The sequence below is a fragment of the Methylobacterium isbiliense genome, assembly GCF_022179325.1.
GTDB lineage: Bacteria > Pseudomonadota > Alphaproteobacteria > Rhizobiales > Beijerinckiaceae > Methylobacterium > Methylobacterium isbiliense.
On record NZ_BPQQ01000088.1, the window covers coordinates 1 to 17,144 of the forward strand.

At 64.2% G+C, this 17,144-nt stretch carries 13 protein-coding genes and 3 pseudogenes; 11 read left to right on the plus strand and 5 right to left on the minus strand.

Features of this window, described 5'->3' with window-relative positions; translation table 11 throughout:
• Positions 1 to 397 precede the first annotated feature (397 nt).
• The gene (locus MFF61_RS28835) at positions 398 to 1,282 is read right to left on the minus strand and encodes an exonuclease/endonuclease/phosphatase family protein (protein WP_238241126.1); all 885 of its coding nucleotides are present in this window, start codon (positions 1,280 to 1,282) and stop codon (positions 398 to 400) included.
• Between the two features lie 179 nt (positions 1,283 to 1,461).
• On the opposite strand from MFF61_RS28835, the gene MFF61_RS28840 reads away from it, so the two are divergent.
• Complete coding sequence (locus MFF61_RS28840; RefSeq protein WP_238241127.1) at positions 1,462 to 3,408, plus strand: DNA/RNA non-specific endonuclease; 1,947 nt, start codon at positions 1,462 to 1,464, stop codon at positions 3,406 to 3,408.
• A gap of 237 nt (positions 3,409 to 3,645) precedes the next feature.
• Here the strand turns inward: MFF61_RS28840 and ruvB are convergent, their stop codons facing one another.
• Both ruvB and MFF61_RS28850 read right to left on the minus strand, forming a co-directional pair.
• A complete protein-coding gene (gene ruvB / locus MFF61_RS28845; RefSeq protein ID WP_238241138.1) occupies positions 3,646 to 4,686 on the minus strand; it encodes a Holliday junction branch migration DNA helicase RuvB in 1,041 nt (346 codons plus the stop codon).
• Positions 4,683 to 4,979, minus strand: a complete 297-nt coding sequence (locus MFF61_RS28850) for a DUF6894 family protein (RefSeq protein WP_238241128.1) — start codon at positions 4,977 to 4,979, stop codon at positions 4,683 to 4,685. The genes ruvB and MFF61_RS28850 overlap by 4 nt, the downstream gene beginning before the upstream one ends.
• A gap of 447 nt (positions 4,980 to 5,426) precedes the next feature.
• Here MFF61_RS28850 and MFF61_RS28855 point away from each other — a divergent pair, with 447 nt between their 5' ends.
• The gene (locus MFF61_RS28855; protein WP_238241129.1) at positions 5,427 to 5,651 is read left to right on the plus strand and encodes a hypothetical protein; all 225 of its coding nucleotides are present in this window, start codon (positions 5,427 to 5,429) and stop codon (positions 5,649 to 5,651) included.
• A 24-nt stretch (positions 5,652 to 5,675) separates the two neighbouring features.
• Here the strand turns inward: MFF61_RS28855 and MFF61_RS28860 are convergent, their stop codons facing one another.
• Complete coding sequence (locus MFF61_RS28860) at positions 5,676 to 5,831, minus strand: hypothetical protein (RefSeq protein ID WP_238241130.1); 156 nt, start codon at positions 5,829 to 5,831, stop codon at positions 5,676 to 5,678.
• Positions 5,832 to 6,003: 172 nt separating this feature from the next.
• Here MFF61_RS28860 and MFF61_RS28865 point away from each other — a divergent pair, with 172 nt between their 5' ends.
• The 3 genes and pseudogenes from MFF61_RS28865 to MFF61_RS34150 all read left to right on the plus strand — a co-directional run.
• A complete protein-coding gene (locus MFF61_RS28865) occupies positions 6,004 to 6,189 on the plus strand; it encodes a hypothetical protein (protein ID WP_238241131.1) in 186 nt (61 codons plus the stop codon).
• Between the two features lie 211 nt (positions 6,190 to 6,400).
• The gene (locus MFF61_RS28870; protein ID WP_238241139.1) at positions 6,401 to 8,032 is read left to right on the plus strand and encodes an alpha-amylase family protein; all 1,632 of its coding nucleotides are present in this window, start codon (positions 6,401 to 6,403) and stop codon (positions 8,030 to 8,032) included.
• 670 nt (positions 8,033 to 8,702) lie between these two features.
• Positions 8,703 to 8,990 (plus strand): annotated as a pseudogene (locus MFF61_RS34150) (hypothetical protein); the annotation flags it as partial.
• Here MFF61_RS34150 and MFF61_RS28875 read toward each other — a convergent pair.
• Positions 8,901 to 9,101: a hypothetical protein gene (locus tag MFF61_RS28875; protein ID WP_238241132.1), complete on the minus strand. Its 201-nt coding sequence runs from the start codon at positions 9,099 to 9,101 to the stop codon at positions 8,901 to 8,903. The pseudogene MFF61_RS34150 and the gene MFF61_RS28875 overlap by 90 nt on opposite strands.
• A 20-nt stretch (positions 9,102 to 9,121) precedes the next feature.
• On the opposite strand from MFF61_RS28875, the pseudogene MFF61_RS28880 reads away from it, so the two are divergent.
• The 6 genes and pseudogenes from MFF61_RS28880 to MFF61_RS28905 all read left to right on the plus strand — a co-directional run.
• Positions 9,122 to 9,706, plus strand: a pseudogene (locus tag MFF61_RS28880) (DUF6662 family protein); the annotation flags it as partial.
• A gap of 98 nt (positions 9,707 to 9,804) precedes the next feature.
• Positions 9,805 to 9,987, plus strand: a pseudogene (locus MFF61_RS28885) (transposase); the annotation flags it as partial.
• 453 nt (positions 9,988 to 10,440) lie between these two features.
• Positions 10,441 to 11,568 (plus strand): peptidoglycan-binding domain-containing protein, encoded by a 1,128-nt coding sequence (locus tag MFF61_RS28890; RefSeq protein ID WP_238241134.1) that lies wholly within the window; start codon positions 10,441 to 10,443, stop codon positions 11,566 to 11,568.
• A 778-nt stretch (positions 11,569 to 12,346) separates the two neighbouring features.
• Positions 12,347 to 12,712 carry a response regulator gene (locus MFF61_RS28895; RefSeq protein ID WP_238241135.1) on the plus strand — a complete coding sequence of 122 codons (366 nt, stop codon included), beginning with the start codon at positions 12,347 to 12,349 and terminating at the stop codon, positions 12,710 to 12,712.
• A 607-nt stretch (positions 12,713 to 13,319) separates the two neighbouring features.
• Positions 13,320 to 13,478 (plus strand): hypothetical protein, encoded by a 159-nt coding sequence (locus MFF61_RS28900; protein WP_238241136.1) that lies wholly within the window; start codon positions 13,320 to 13,322, stop codon positions 13,476 to 13,478.
• 392 nt (positions 13,479 to 13,870) lie between these two features.
• Positions 13,871 to 17,144 (plus strand): response regulator (locus MFF61_RS28905; protein ID WP_238241137.1); only part of this gene is annotated, 3,274 nt, incomplete at its 3' end.

Consider the following 17,144-nt stretch of genomic DNA (forward strand, 5'->3'; position numbering starts at 1 on the left):
AAACTCTCAAATGAACCACTCCGATGGGGGCTGACCAGATAACGGCGCGCTTACCGCCTATAAGCCGACCAGCGACGATACCCCGGGCCGCTACCTCGCCGAGTGCATCGAGGAGCGCGAGCGGTGCAACCGCGTGCTCCCGATCGGCGGACCGCGCGAGGCGATCACGCCCCGGCAGCAGCGTCGGTCAGGCAGATTGCGTAGGGCAGGCTTTCGCGCGCAGGTTCGGCGCAGGCGGCGGGCGTCCACATCGGCGATCCTGGGTGAGCGTCAGATCCTCTCCGAACGCCCGCGAGGTCCGCCGCCGCCCCACGGCGAAGGCGCTCAGCCCGTTGTGAAACGGGGCCTGACGGCTGCGCTGGACTCACGTGCAATCCAGTGGCTTGTAAACGTGACTTCAGTGGTCGTCGTCTCGACGCACCACGATCGACGTTTTGATCAAGAAATGATCTGAGAGGTACCGGTCATGCGCCAGAGGGCTGGCGGAACGCATAATGTATTGACGGCTGAACCAAAAAGTCTTTCGATCCGGACCGCGAGGAACGAAAATGCGATCAAAAGGCGCGTCGTTGCCGATAGCGTAGGTCGGTACGTCGTCTTCATTGAGGTCCTCGAACCCGCCGTCGATGAACGCTTGGATGGCCTTTTCGCCTCGAGTCTTGCAATTGGTATCGCCGAGGAGTATGACATCCTTCTTGCTGCCGAACTGTGCCTCGACGGCCGGCAGCTGCTCTACCAAGGTCCGTGCCTCGTGAGCACGGGTCCGCATAACGATGTGCCGCTGCCCGACATTCGACTTCATGTGGAGCGGGATCACGATGAAGTCGGTGAGTCTGAGAAGCTCGTCCCCTCCCGGGCGGGCTGCGAACTTGACGGCATGTGGCGTCCGATCCCATAGGCTGAGTGTGATTCCTTCCTCGTTGACCTTGGCCGGAACGGCGAGCCTGAACGCCTCGCCGCGCTTCTCGACCCGAGCCGTGTTCCAGGCCACACCGCAGAGCTGGCTCGTGTCCAACATCGATCGGTTTCGGAAGATTTCGTAATCCCAACGGCATCCGGTATGGTCTTCGACGAGGTCGAGGGCGGCGCGCAGGAAGCTATTTTCGACAGGTATGCTGGGGTCGGAGATGTCGTTCGTCGCGTACATCTCTTGTAGCGCGAGGACGTGAACGCCGGACAGCTCGATGTGCTCGGCGATAGCAAACTGGTTCTCGGGTGAGTCGTCGGCACGCCCGAAGTGCTCGATGTTCCAGCTTCCAATATGGATGTAGCGCGGCTTCATGAACGTCCCCCTTCTTGCGTCGTAATGCATCAAAACCGACAGCGGTATTGTGACGCTAAGGAGTCTCGAGTGGCAATAGCCCACAACCGATGTTCTAAACCGATGATCGCGTTCATATCGACAAGCGATTTCTGCGTGCTTGGTCTAAGCCAACTGCGACGTCACGGGGAGTTAGGGCGATGAGGGACTTCGTAACACGTCAGGGCGAAATCCGCCGCGAAGTCGTCCCAACGCAATCGAAGAGTCTGGCGGCCGCGGCCCTGCGAGCGCGGGACCTCATGCCGGTTGCTAGCGCACCGGGGCGCTCCGCCCAACGGGCCGAGGCACAGGCCGATCGGCGTTTTCCCATGCGCAAGGCTTTTCTCGAACCGAAGATCAGCGACCCGAACGGCTTCGAGCGGGTCATCGGCACGAGCAATCTTCTGTCGATCAACTTTCTCGATCGCGGTCGCCGGGCTGCAGCAGCGGTGTGCCGGATTAAAGCACCGGCTGACGGCGGTGCTTGGTATGGAACCGGCTTCGTGGTCGGACCGCGCCTGCTCCTTACCAACAACCACGTCCTGTCGACCCCCGACGAGGCGAGCCAAGTCGAGGCGGAGTTTGGTTACGAGCACGACCTTGACGGTGTCCTCATGGAACCGATCGCCTTCAACTTGAGCCCCCACGAGATTTTCTACACCAGCAGCGAGCTCGACATAACCTTCGTTGCCGTGACTCCCCTGTCACAGGAGGGAATTCCGCTTGCCCGCTACGGTCGGCTGCCGCTCCTACCCGTGACGGGCAAAGTGGTGCATGGCGAGTGGGTGTCCATAATCCAGCACCCGGGCGGAGAACCGAAGCAGATCGCGATCCAAGCAAGCCAGATTATGGCGCTCGACCAAGCCGACGTCCCTGAGGTCGACCTCGACACCTTCATCCACTACTCGTCCGACACTGAGCCGGGCTCCTCTGGGGCGCCGGTTATGAACGATCAATGGCAGGTGGTCGCTCTCCACCATAAAGCCGTACCGAAGCCGCAGGACAAGAAGGACGACCCGCTCGAGTTCATCGCCAACGAGGGTGTGCGGATCAGCGCGATCTTCAAGCACCTCGAGAGCCAGCGCTTTTGCCAAGCGCAAGCAGGCCGCGTGCTCGACCGGCTCGAGATGTCGCTCGGGCTTGCGCCGATGAGACGAGCTGTGGACAGCGACGAGGGCCTGCTCGAGGCCGACCGCCGACCGCTGCCACTCTCGCGCTGGACACAGGTCTCGGGCTACGACCCAAACTTCCTGTCACACTGCATCGACCTCGACGCAATCTACGCACCGGCGCTCGCTGGCGGTCTAGTGGCGCCGCTACGGGACGGATTGAGCCATGAGCTCGCCTACCACCACTTCTCGGCCGTTATTCACAAGGAGCGCAAATTCCCCCTTGTCACCGCCGTGAACATCGACGGCGCCCGCCTGATTCACCCGGGTCCGCGCAAGAGCACGTGGCGCCGTGACGGTCGAATTGCGGACGAGTATCAGCCCGGGGGCGAGTTCTACGAGAAAGAGCGGGGGAGCGACCCGGTTCAGTTCAGCCGGGGTCACCAAGTGCGGCTGCTCGATCCCTGCTGGGGCGACGATGGAGCTGACATCCGCGCCTATGCAGAGGACACGTTCCACTACACGAATGCGGCCCCGCAGGTGCAGGGCTACAACGACATCGATTGGGGCAATCTGGAAGACTACGTTCTGGAGAAGGCCCAGACCGCGAACAAGCGCCTCAGCGTGTTCACAGGCCCGATCTACCGGCCAGACGACCCGCTCTACGGGCAGGATCGGGAGGGCGGTCCGTGGCGCATCCCGCTGTCATTCTGGAAGATCGCTGTTCTTCAGAAGACGCAAACGCAGATCGCAGCGGCAGCCTTCATCGTGGGCCAAGTTCAGTACGTGCAAGCGCTCTACGAGGCGAAGGTATTTTCTGGGCTAAAGCCCTACACAGTCGACGAGATGCGCCAGCGCGGGATCCAGACGACGATCGAGGCAGTCGAGCGCGAAACGGGTCTAGATTTCTCCGCGATCCGGCGGTTCGACGCGCAGGGCTCGCTTGAGGTCACCCGGCGAACACACTGGCTGCGAGACCTGCGCGACGTCGTGATCTGACAGTGATAGCCCCTGCCGCTGCCCAAAAATAAAGAACCCGCACATTCGAGCGGTCCGGAGTCTACGGAGGAAACGCGCACGAGCGGCACGATTTACTTAACAAGCGGCGGCGATGGACAGGATCGTGTCGCCCAACGCGGCGACGGCTTCCTGGCGCTCGTCGCGTGGGACGGCGGCGCTGGGCGTCTGGTTCGGGCAAGCCCTCGGCGCCTGAGCGCTGGTGCGGAAGCCGGCGCCTCACGCCGGCTCGAAGTCGAAGAGACCCTCCTTCTCGCACGTGGGCTCCGGCAGCCCGAGATGCCGGAAGGCGTGCGGCGTGAGCACCCGCCCGCGCGGCGTGCGCTGCACGAAGCCCTTCTGGATCAGGTAGGGCTCAATGATCTCCTCGATGGCGTCGCGCGGCTCGGAGAGCGCCGCCGCGATGGTCTCGACGCCGACGGGTCCGCCGCCGAAGGAGTTCGCGATCAGGCCGAGATACTTCCGGTCCATGGTGTCGAGGCCGGCCGGGTCGACGTCGAGCAGGCGCAGCGCCCGGTCGGCGATGGCGCGGGTCACCGTGGGGGCGTCCTCCACGATGGCGAAGTCGCGCACCCGCCGCAGCAGGCGGCCGGCGATGCGCGGCGTGCCCCGCGCCCGCTTGGCGATCTCGTTGGCGCCGTCCGGCGACATGCCGATGCCCAGCACCCGCGCGCCGCGCGTGACGATGCTCTCCAGCTCGTCGATCTCGTAGAATTCGAGCCGGATCGGGATGCCGAAGCGGTCTCGCAGCGGCGTGGTGAGCAGCCCGGCCCGCGTGGTGGCGGCCACCAGCGTGAACTTCGGCAGCTCGATCTTCACCGAGCGGGCCGCCGGCCCTTCGCCGATGATCAGGTCGAGCTGGTAATCCTCCATCGCCGGATAGAGGATTTCCTCCACCGCCGGGTTGAGGCGATGGATCTCGTCGATGAACAGGACGTCGCGCTCCTCCAGGTTGGTGAGCTGCGCGGCGAGATCCCCCGCCTTGGCGATCACCGGGCCGGAGGTCGAGCGGAAGTTCACCCCGAGTTCGCGCGCCACGATCTGCGCCAGCGTGGTCTTGCCGAGGCCGGGCGGGCCGACGAACAGCACGTGGTCGAGGGCTTGGCCCGTCTTGCGGGCCGCCTCGATGAAGATCTGGAGGTTCGCCCGCGCGGCGCGCTGGCCGGTGAAGTCGGCGAGGCTGAGCGGCCGGATCGAGACGTCGATGTCCTCGCCGGGTTGCTCAACCACGGGAACGAGCTTGGAGCCCGCGAGCTTCATGTTGGCCATGCGTCGCCTCCGATCTGCCAACTCCGGCACGAACGTCGGGCAGCGGCTACGGGTGAGCCTGCGCCAGGCATAACAAAGGGCTGCAGCAGCACGCGTCGTCCGGTCAGGTCGTGAACAGTGACGCGCCACTGCGACCAGTCACTGCGGCCGCTGAGACTGTGCATGACCTTGCGGGCGATCTGCGCCGCTTGGGTGGCGAGGCGCTCGGGCGCGCGCACTTCAGCGCCGACTGTGTCGAGGACGCATTCTGCGCCGTTGGTGCAGTGGAAGCGGTAGCGAGGCATGTTCCGACGCTCCGTCGAGGATGGTCTCAGCAACGATATGTTCACTATATGTTCTCACACATGAGTGGCGTGCAAGCTGGGACAGGATGACGCACATGCCAGCTGCTCCTTCCATTGTAGCCGGGCAAGGAGCGGCCGGTCGTGACCCAAAGCTGCCGCTCGTCGCGCATGTTGGGAACGTCCGGTTGCAAGCTTTTTTTAGACGGTTGATTTTTGACACGGTTCCCCAAGTCACCGCCTCGCCGTGTTTGCGTCGGCCGTCAACGAGCATCGCGCCCTTTGCTACGCCGAGAACCGGGCGAGCCAGGCTCAACCAAGCGCAGATCACAGAGGTCGTTAAAGTCCTACGGTTTGAACCGCATTGCGGCTCGCCCAGATCGATCGCGACTCACGCGTCAGGTGCCGGGCTCGGAAACCCTCGCGCCAGTCGTTCCTGACGAGGACTTCATGACCCACCCGATCTGGACCCCTGCCGACCTCGCCGCCGCCGATCAGCACCTTGCCGAGATGGGAGCCCGCTGCCAGCGGCAGGCGGCGCTCGTCCGCCACCTGCGGGAAAGCGGTGGCGATCCGCGTGTCGAGGAGGCGACGCTCGACCTTTGGAGTCGCACGCTCACCCACATGCACGAGCACTTCGGCCGGCTGCGAACCGAGCTGAAGTCATCAGCGTGAGAAGCCGAGGATGCAGATCAACGGTCAAGCAGAGACGCAGCCGAGCGCAGCGATCTCCCGCGCCCATGCGAGATACTGCGCCTGACTGGCCGCCCAGTCGTGCACGAACAGCACACCCGGAACGACGGTAGCGGGGCTGATGAGGGTGCCGGCGAGGCGCCGGTCTCTGATCGCGATCACGGTCCATCCTTAGGGAGACACCGCATGGACGCCCGCAGATCCGGCCCGATGTAGCGAAAGGCAGAGGGCGGAACCCTGGAATGTTGGGCGTACACCCCCTGGGCATCGCTGCTCCGACCCACGAACGCGGGTGCAGGTGCGAGAGCATGACGACGGTGGAAGGCGAGATCTGATGGCAAACAGACCAGACGACACATCCGGCAAGCGCGCGAGCGGAAGCGACAAGGGCGTCAGCCCCGATCACGCCGGAGGCGACCAGATTCGGAAGGCCCAGGAATGGGGCGGCGGCTCGAAGGGCTCCAAGGGACCGATCACCCACGCCGACAAGCGCAATCAGAACTCGAGCGCGAAAAGCTGATCGCCGGCTCCGCATCCTGAACCGGGCCCCGGCATCGACGGCCTTCGGCGGTCGGTGCGGTTCACTCCGGCCTTCCCCTCACGGCTGAGCGCCGCGTCGGCGTGCGCAGGTCCGGCGTGCCGCTGCTGCGTTCGCGCGGACAGCAACGCGATCAGTGACGGCGGCCTCCGCCATCGCGGCCGCCGCGAGGCTCCTCACTCGCAGAACCAAGCTGATGCTCGATCTCTGGTACAAGACGGCCACGATCTACAGCTTGAATGTCGGAGCCTACATGGACGGCAACGGTGATGGCGTTGGCGACTTCCGGGGGCTGACGACGCGCTTGGACTACATCGCCGAACTCGGCGTGAACTGCCTCTGGCTGCTGCCGTTCTTTCCAAGCCCGCAGCTGGACTATGGCTTCGATGTGACTGATTACTACAATGTCGCTCCCGAATACGGGACACTCGGCGATTTCGTCGAGTTCAGCCGGGAGGCGCGCCTGCGCGGTCTGCGCCTGCTCATCGACCTCCCCCTCAACCACACCTCCGACCAGCACCCCTGGTTCCAAGCCGCCCGCGCAGATCCCGCATCGCCGTTCCGTGACTACTATGTCTGGTCCGCCCACGAGCCGGCCAATGCCGCTGAGGGAGTGGTCTTCCCCGGTTTTCAGACGAGCGTGTGGACGCGGGACGAGGTTGCCGGCGCGTGGTACTTCCACCGCTTCTACGAGCATCAGCCGGACCTCAACATCACCAATCCGGCCGTTCGCGACGAGATCGAGCGCATCATGGGCTTCTGGCTGGAGCTCGGCGTATCCGGGTTCCGCGTCGATGCGGCGCCGTTCCTGATCGACCAGTTCCAGCCGGACGGCTCGATCTTCCGGAACTACGACATCTTGGACGAGCTGCGCGACTTCCTGTCCTGGCGGCGCGGCGATGCCATCATGCTGGCCGAGGCGAACGTCTCGCCCGATGAGATCCCCCACTTCGTCGGCCATCATGGCCGCATGCACATGACCTTCGCGTTCCTGATCAACCAGTACCTGTTCCTGGCCTTGGCGCGGCGCCGGGCAGAGCCGCTCCAGCGCGGCCTTTCCCTCCTGCCCGCACTGCCGAAGCTCGGGCAATGGGCCCAGTTCCTGCGCAACCACGATGAGCTTGATCTCGGGCGCCTGAGCCCGGACGAACGGGCGGAGGTGCACGCCGCCTTCGCGCCCGAGCCAGGCATGGGCCTCTACAGCCGGGGCATCCGTCGGCGGCTCGCGCCGATGCTCGGCAATGACCGCCGGCGCATCGAACTGGCGTACAGCCTGATGTTCTCGCTGCCGGGAAGCCCCGTGATGTTCTACGGCGACGAGATCGGCATGGGCGATGATCTCTCGCAGCCTGAGCGCTGGGCGGTGCGGACCTGCATGCAGTGGCGGGACAAGCCCTGCGGCGGCTTCTCCGATGCGCCTCCTGACACGCTGCCTCACCCCATCATCCAAGCTGGTCCATTCGGGGTGGGTGCCGTGAACGCCGTGGCGCAACAACGCGATCCGACCTCGCTGCTGGCTTGGATGCGGCGGCTGTGCGGCATTCGGCGCTCCTGCCCCGAGATCGGCTGGGGCGAGATGAGCATCATCGAGAGCGATAATCCTGCGGTTTTCGCGCATCATTATCGACATGACGGAAAATATATAATAATTATTAACAATCTTGACGATAAAGAATGCCAATGTGAGCTTGATCTAGATGTAAGAGAACTTGGTGAGCTTGTTGATCTGTTCGGGAATCGGGCATACGAAACGAACGACATCGAAAGAAACAGCATTTCCCTAGATCCCTATGGGTATCGCTGGTTCAGATCTACTCCATGTTAAATAAAAAATTCGGCTAAATGGCAATGTATAGCTTCATCTTCATCGATTATTTGAGATATTTTTCCGGTATATAGAAATATACATCTCAGGGCTACTGAATTGTACATAGGCGACAATTGCGCATCATGGATCCTGCCGACCCGCGTGGGCGCGGTTAGAGTTGCAGCATGACCACTTCGTCGTGCTGAGCGGCAGCCTGGGGGCCTTGCGCCGTCGTGTACTGCTGAAGCCTGGCCTGGACCTCCCATGTGGATCCCGACCAGCCCGGCGGCTGCATAGCCACACGGGCTTGCGTACGAGGTGAGGAGGGTCTTGCGACGGCACAGCGATCCCAATCCGCGCTGCCCGAAGTTTTCGGCAAAGCCAGGTGTACGGTCCCGGGCCTGCGCTGTGGCGCCCAGAACACGCCTCGGCTCACCTGGCCGCGATGTAGCTCCATGATATTGACCCCGAGCGCCCCGACTGACTGCAATATTTCTGTTGTAGCGTACTGGAGGGGGCTGCCGTGAGCGTTGCGCGCCTCGTGCTCGGTGTCACGTGCCTTTTCGCCTCCGTGGCCTTCCCAGGAGCCGGGTCTGCCCACGACGCACATGAGCAGGGTTACCAGCAGCGTCACAGCGCCGAACCCTACAAAGCCCGCAAGGCTGAGCATCGCGAGCCCGGGCCTCGGGTGAACTCTGGACGAAAAGGCGACAGGCATGGTTCATCCCATGGCCGGTCCCACGGCGCTCCTCCCGCCTACGGTGCAGGCCACGCTCATGGCGCCGGCGGACACGCCCATGGTTCCGGCGGAAGCGGGCACAGGGGCAGCGGCGATGTTCACGATCACGGCCCGAGTACCGAGCACATTTTCGGCTTCATCGAGGGCTCAGACCTCCACGCCCCCGGCGAGACCGAGTTCAAGCTCGACAACATCGGCCGCTTCATGAAGCGCGGCGGCACCTACGCCGCGGTGGAGAGTAAGGCAGAGATCCATACCGGCGTCACGGGCGATCTTGATTTCGCGTTCGGCTTCCTTGGCGACGTCCGCCGCATCCGTGCGGTGCCGGGCTTGGAGGAGGTGCCCCAACGCGAGTCTTCAGCGGTGCCTCGGTGGAGATGCGCCTGCGGTTTCTCCGGCGCGACGAGGCCGGGATTGGCGTCACTTTGCTCGTGGAGCCGAGCGTGTCGCGCTACGACGAACTCACGGGAATCCGCGCCTCCCGCATCGGCTCGGAGAACGCGCTGCTGATTGACACCGAGTTCGTGCCCGAAGCCCTCTACGGCGCCGTAAACTTGATCTACGACATCGAGAGGACGCGCGAGCGGGGCGCGTTCGCCACCGAGCGGGGCTCCACGGCGGGCATCGGAGGCGCGCTGACCTACCGGGTGCTGCCCAACCTGTTCCTGGGCGGCGAGGCCCGCTACCTGCGCGCCTACGAGGGCTTAGGCCTGAACCGCTATCAAGGCGAGGCTGTCTATCTCGGCCCGACGCTGTTCGCTGCCATCACGCCCCGGCTTACCGTGACGGTCGCCTATAGCATCCAGGTCGCTGGAAACGAGGCTCTCGACAGGAGGAGCTTGGCTGCGTCAATCCTGGCCGGTGACGAGCCGGGCCTGATCCGGCGTTCGTCGCTCAACTTGGTCAACTTCGAGCGGCACCAAGCTCGGCTGAAGATTGTCTACGATTTCTGATTGGCTGTCCTCAGGGCCCATCGGTGAGGGTGGTTGGGGTTGAAGGGCCGGGATGGCCGTGATGGAAGGAGGGTGCTGAAGCCTGACCCGGACCTGCCATGTCGATCCCTACGACGCGGCAGCAGCATAGCCGCACGGGCTTGCGCTCAAGCATCGATCTGACCGACGCCGAGTGGGTGGTGGTCCGTCCGCTCCTGCCTGCCCCGGCCCTTCATGGTCGCCCGTCGACTTGGTCGATGCGCGAGATCCTGAACGCGATTTTCTCTGTTCTGCGTGACGGCTGAACGCTCCTTCGCCTGGTCCAGCCGCAACCGCCGCCTCTGGACGGATCCCGAGGCCACCCTCGCCTCGGCGTCGACCTTCCTCCATGCGGCAGCCGTCATGATCCTCGTCTGACGCCTCGTCCGCTCAGCCTGAGTGATCGGACCGATGCTCGGAGCGGAGGCGGCAAGCTGAGTGTGTGGGTGCCGGTCGACCTGCTGCCTTTCAGAGCCGCTTGTCGTGCCCTCGTGGCCGGCCTCGCGAGGTGGCCGGGATAGTCGTGGCGCCAGCGATCAGGTCGCACGACGATCCGGAGAATTCCGTAGGGCTGACGGGGTCCGGCCCGTCTGCGCAATTAAGTCCTTTCCTGATCTCAGGAATCTGCTCGCACCGAAGATTTCCTAGGGGTTTGTCCGCCGGAAACGTGAGCCGGCCGGCCCGGTTCATCTCCGTGTCCCGAGCAGGAGGACCTGATGACATTGAAGAACGTCTTTATCGCCAGCACGATGATCGCAGCGCTGGCCGGCGGTTACGCGCAAGCTCAGCAATCAGCCGTCAGTAACCAGCGCACGTCCCAGGATCAGTCGGAAGGACAGGCCACGCAGATTTTCGTGAGCTCGGCCGGGGTGCGGCAGATTCAGCAGGCATTGACCCAGAAGGGCTACAGCACCGGCAATGTGGACGGGCGTTGGAATGCGCAGACCGCCGCGGCCGCGCGCAGCTTCCAGCAGGCGCAGAACATGGAGCCGACCGGCACGCTCACCATCCCGCTCGTCTTTGCTCTCGGGCTCGAGCAGGACATCATTACCGGCAATACGGGCGCGCAAGGCGGCAGCCAAGGCAGCGATCAGGGGACCAAGCAGGCCGACAACCAGCGCATCGTTGTCGAGCGCGCGGATAGCCGCGGCACCCCGCTCCATGTCAGCCCGGCCGGCGTCAGACAGATCCAGCAGGCCCTGAACCAGCAGGGCTGGAACACCGGCCAGGTGGATGGCCGCTGGGGACCGGCGACCGTGCAGGCCGCGCGCAGCTATCAGCAGGTGCACGGGCTCGAGCCGACGGGACGGCTCGAGGTCGGCCTCATCGCCGCGCTAGGCCTGACCGATCCGATCTTCTCGGCCGGCCACGGCACGGGCCCTCAGGCCGCCAATGCGGCGCGGCCGCAGCCGAGCCAAGCGGCCGGGCCGGGAGGTGATCGGCAGGTCGACAACCAGCGCATCGCCATGGAGCGCGCCGACAGCCCCGGTGAGCCGCTCTGGATGAACTCCGACGGCGTGCGCCAGATCCAGCAGGTGCTGAACCAGCGCGGCTATGCGGCCGGCCATCTCGACGGTAACTGGAACCAAGATACGACAATCGCCGCGACCCACTTCCAGCGGGCGCAGGGCCTCGAGCCGACCGGCACGCTGACCACGAACCTGCTCGCCTCGATCGGCATGCCGCGCTGGCAGCGGGGCGAGTTCATGGCTGGCATGACGACGAATGCGAACGTGCTTGGCAACCCCAATCCACAGACGACCGGCACCATCTCGCCAGCACGCGGTTCGGGCTCATCCGCGCAGGGCGGCGGCGAAGGACAGGGCGCGTCGGGCACGCGATAGCCTCGCCTCATAGCTGAGCCGAAACGGCCGTTATGCATCCTGCGGCGGCCGTAGCCTGCCCGGCCTTAGTGCCGGGCGGGCGCTTCTCTTGGTTTATGAGGCCTTATCGCCTGCGCCCCGATCTCCTCTTCGGACCTGCGAAGCCTGTTCGCACGGGGGCCGCAAGCATCGACCTCGGCGCGCAGGGGCGATGCTCGATCAGCATCGCGCATGGCAGGGTACAATTACACTCAGCCTCCTCGCGACTCTAATGGTGCAAGCCTCATGTGTATTCAGATTGCCAATCAACACAGTAAGATTGCCTGATCCCGCTCTGTTAAATCCGAGCGGAAGACATCCTGCATCGCCAACCAAGCTGAAGGAGTGAACCTTTGGCGCACGGATTGCGCGTTCCGATCCTCGTCAGCGATGGATGCGAGCAAGCCGAGCTGACCGCACCCCGCGGAGGCCTTGATGAAGCGGGTGCCGGCACGCGTCTCGTCTCGCCTCAACTCGACCGGGTCGGAGGCTGGAGCTTCACCGATTGCGGTGACGCGTTGACCGTCGATAGTCCTCCATGGGCCTCAAAGTTGGCGTTGGCGGCCTGCAGTATCCGTCGCAGAGTAGATTGCCCTCTGAGTTCGGCACGCGCCCAGATCTTCACACAACTGGACCCGCTGCGGACACGCAGTGTGCTCGCTGAGCAGAAACTCGCGCGCTGGTGCTTGTCAGCGCGAAGATGCTTCTGGAGAGGGAGGGACACGCCATGTCGCTCAACCGACCCCTCGCGGGATGCCGAGTGCTCGTCGTAGAGGACGAATACTTTATTGGAGACGACCTGCTCGAGTTCCTGACAGCAGCGGGGGCGACTGTCATCGGCCCGGTCCCGCGACTCGACCAAGCACTTGATCAGGTCAGGAACGATGTGTTCGAAGTCGTGATTTTAGACATCAATCTGCGCGGAGAGATGTCGTTTCCTATCGCGGATGAAGTGAGAAGGCAAAACATACCGTTTGTTTTCGTAACAGGATACCACAAAGAGGCAATACCCAAATGCTTTGCAGACGTAGAGCGATGGGAAAAGCCGTTTAATATGGAATATTTCGTTGAAGCCATCGTAAGGCTGCGCCCTCAATCTCGCTTTGCTCTGCAGCCCCCGTTGTAACTCCGCAACAAGGCCGAGCAGCGCTGATGCCGGCGTGCAGGGCTGAAATGCGGGCTGTCATCTTGATCTGTTAAGATATACCACTCACTCTCATCAGCCATTCGCACGACCAGGCTGTTTCGATCGGGTAATATTGCGCGATCAGGGTTGACGTGAATGCGAAATCTCGCAGATGCCAAGGTCTATGTCCCTTGGAATGCTGCGCTCAGCAGCAGACGGCCGCCAGTGCGCACGATCGCTCCAAGTCCGGACGAGGCGGAGAGCGCTGGATCGCTTACCGGCCGCTTCAGACTTCGATGCTTGGTCTGCCGAGTGCGCGAGAGCGTGTGTGCGATGTGGCAGGAGAGCGGAGCAGGTCCCACACTGTCTGATGGCATGTCTGTCGGACGGGCTTCCAGGACCGTGCAGCATCGCCCAGCAGGACCGCCGGTCCGCGCCCGCGCACGCATTTTCGGTGAAGCGTCGTCGCCGATGGGCCGACCGCAGCGACGTCCGCCGGTGTTCGCGACCCGGGTCATGATGGCCGAGCACGAGATCCTCGCCCTCATCGCCGCCGACCTAGGCATCAACGATCTCCGTGAGGGCGATGTGGCGAGCGGGTTTCGTCGTGGATCCGCGCGAGCCGCTTAACGGGTGTGATTTTGACGCGTGCGGCTTTCTAGAAAAGCTGATGCCGTCGGATGCCTTCTGGTCGGACCTGCCGGCCGAGACCTCGATCGCCCTCCGCACGACGGGCGGAACCGTTTCCCAGCCGATGGAGCTGTGATGATGCGGGCAGACTCATCAGCGCGATCCCGAAAGGTCTGGGGGTCGCTCTCGGAGCATGTCTCTGCGAGGGCCAACCTAGTCTGCGGCAGGAGCAATGCGAACGTGAGCTGGCAATCGCCTGCTTGCGCGAAACGGCGGCGCCGGCGCGGCGAGAGCGGAAGTCGAGGATTAATTCAAAGCGCCATGTCGGGCCGACGCAAGGCGGTGATCGGCAGAACATCGGATTTGACTCTATGCGCCGTATCTTAGTCACCGGTATGACAATAATCTGTGCAAATACTGTCGCTAATATAGTCTTCTTACTTACAATTATGTTCCCCAAATATTACCCTATTGCCGATGCCATGTGTGAATTTCGTACTTGATCCCTACGCGACTGGCGGGAGAGCTATGAATTCCGATACGTCGGTATTGAACCGTGGGGGCCCCCTTGACTTCCTCAACGGCGGCGGCGAACTCGGCGCACTGATGCGCGCTAAGGATTGGTCGTCCACCCCACTCGGGTTGCCGGAAACTTGGTCGCAGACTATCAAGGTGGCCATCAGTATCTGCTTGAATTCACGCTTCCCGATTCTTCTTTGGATCGGCGATGAATTGAGAATTATCTACAATGATGCCTACATCCCCTTTCTGGGAGAGGCCAAGCACCCGGCAATGCTCGGCGAACCGGGCAGGACGGCCTGGAGCGAGATCTGGCCGGCGATCGCTCCGATGCACGACCAAGTGCGGGCCGGGAGGGCAAGTTGGGTCGAACACTACCAGATGTTCTTCGCCCGACGGGTGCCGCGCGAGGAGGTCTACGTCACCTTCGGCTATAGCCCGATTCTTGATGACAGCAGCCGCGGGATTGAGGGCGTGTTCTGCGCCTGCTACGAGACGACCGAAGAGGTCATTCGAGAGAGGCGGCTTTCAACCTTGCGCCATCTTGGAGCGCGACGTGCCGATCGCCGGACCGCCGAGGCCGCTTGCCGCGATGCGGCTGAGGTTCTGGACGGCAATCCTTTGGATGTCGCGTTCGCTGCGTTCTATCTGCTGGACGACGAGGGTGTGGCAGCGCAGCGGGTCGCCGGCACACGACTGACCGGGGATAGGACCGCATTTCCGGCGGTTCACCCGGTCCGCGCTGCCGTGGCGGGGGACGGTCCCTGGCCGCTCGGCCGGGTTGCCGAGACTGCTCAGGCTGCGGACGTGTCGGATCTTCCAGGCCGGGGCTGCCAGTTCACGATGCCCCTCTGGTCGGACCCCGTGGAAACGGCGATCGTCCTGCCGCTCAAGAGCTCCAATCCCGAGAGACCGGCAGGTTTCCTCATCGTCGGAGTCAGTCCACGGCGAGTTCTGGACGCCGACTACCGGAGCTTTCTCGACTTGGTGGCCGGGCACGTTGCGACGACCATTGCGGACGCACGCATCCTTGAGGATGAACGCCAGCGGGCCGCGGCGCTGGCGGAACTGGATCGGGCCAAGACGGCATTTTTCTCCAACATCAGCCATGAGTTCCGCACCCCTCTGACGCTGATGCTTGGTCCGATCGAGGAACTCCTGGCCGAGCCCGACGGTGCGCTCGCCCCCGAGGCCCGCGTTTTGGCGACGGTTGCGCATCGCAACAGCCTGCGCCTGCTCAAGCTTGTCAACACCCTGCTCGACTTCTCGCGCATCGAGGCGGGTCGAACCCAGGCCTGCTACGAGCCCTGTGACCTCGGCCGGCACACGGCAGAGCTAGCCGCAAGCTTCAGCTCAGCTTGCGAACGCGCTGGACTTCGGCTCGACATTGCCTGCGATCCGATCTCAGAGCCGGTCTACGTGGATTGCGACATGTGGGAGAAGATTGTTCTCAATCTTCTCTCCAACGCCTTCAAATTCACCTTTCAGGGCTGCATCGCCGTTCGTTTGACGGCCACGCCAGGCGGCGCCGCGTTGCGGGTCAGCGACACCGGGGTCGGGATCCCGGCCGCGGAACTGCCGCGCGTGTTCGAGCGCTTCCATCGGGTCGACAGCCCGAGACGCCGATCTCACGAGGGGAGCGGCATCGGCCTCGCCCTGGTGCAGGAACTGGTCCGCCTGCACGGCGGCACCATCACGGTCGAGAGCAGGGAGGATCACGGCACGACCTTCACGGTCCTCGTGCCGTTCGGGACGGACCACCTCCCTGCCGACCGGATCGGCGGACCGCGCAGCCTGCCCGCTCCGGCAAGCCAGGCCAAAGCGTTCGTCGAGGAAGCGCTGCGCTGGCTTCCGGGATTGGCCGAGGAGCGGGCAGAAGAGACGTCGCGTTTTTTGGACGAAGGGGAGTCCGCCGCCTTGCCGACTGAGGCGGTGGACGCCCGCATTCTGCTGGCCGATGACAATGCCGACATGCGCAGCTATCTCGTCCGCTTGCTGACGGGGCGGGGTTGGGTGATCGAGGCGGTCGCCGACGGCGAGGCGGCGCTGGCGGCGGCGAGGCGGCAACGGCCCGATCTCGTCCTGTCCGACGTCATGATGCCCGGGCTGAACGGGCTTGAGCTTGCGGCCGCGCTGCGGCGGGATCCGCACTTCACCGACGTACCGATCATCCTGCTGTCCGCACGGGCGGCCGAGGACGCGCGCGTCGAGGGCCTTGGGACCGGGGTCGACGACTACCTCGTCAAACCCTTCTCGGCACGCGAGCTTCTGGCGCGGGTGAACACCCACCTCGTCCTCGCGCGAATGCGCCGCGCGACCGCCGCGCGGCTGCGTCGGAGTGAGGCGCGCCTGCACGCCGCCATCGATCTCGTCGGCCTGTCACCTTACACTTGGGATCCGGCTACGGGCGCACTGGAATGGGATGCGCGGCTCAAGGCCATGTGGGGCCTGGCGCCGGACGCCCATGTCGATCACGGCGTGTGGCTGTCCGCCATTCATCTCGACGATCGGCCGCAGGTCGAGGAAGCCGTTGCCCGATGCACCGACCCTGCCGGGGATGGCGTCTACCACGTCGAGTATCGCGTGATCGGGATTGAAGACTCGGTCGAGCGCTGGGTCTCCACCTACGGACGAACCACGTTCGAGAATGGCCGTCCCGTAGAATTCACCGGTGCTGTGCTTGAGGTCACTGAGCGCAAGCGGGCCGAGGCGGCCCTGCGCGAGAGCGAGGAGCGCTTCCGGCGCTTCGCCGCACATACGGCCAACGTGCTCTGGCTCGTCGACCTGCAGAGCGGGCAGCTCGACTATCTCAGCCCCGCCTTCGCGCAGGTCTGGGGCATGCCCGCCGAGCACATGCCGGACGTCGCAGGTTGGCTCGCCAGCCTCCATCCGGAGGACCGCGAGGGTGCGGCGCGAGCGCTGGAGCGGGTCAGTCGCGGCGAGACGCTGGTTCTCAGGTATCGGATCCTGCGCGCCTCGGACGGCGCGGTGCGCCGCATCCGCGACACCTTCTTCCCGATCCCCGGCATCGACGGGCACATCCGCTTCGTGGGCGGGATCGCCCAGGACGTCACGACCGACACGGCCTTGCGCGCCTACGTGGTCGCAGCCGGGGATCAGGCCCGGCACGGCCTCGCGGCCGCCCTGCAGGCCGCCGGGTACGAGGTGCAGGCCTTTGCGAGCGGTCAGGCCCTCCTCACGATCGCCGGCTCGCTGCTGCCGGGCTGCGTCGTGCTCGATCTGGAGGAAGCGAGCGGCTTGCTGACCGCAAGCGCGCTCAAGG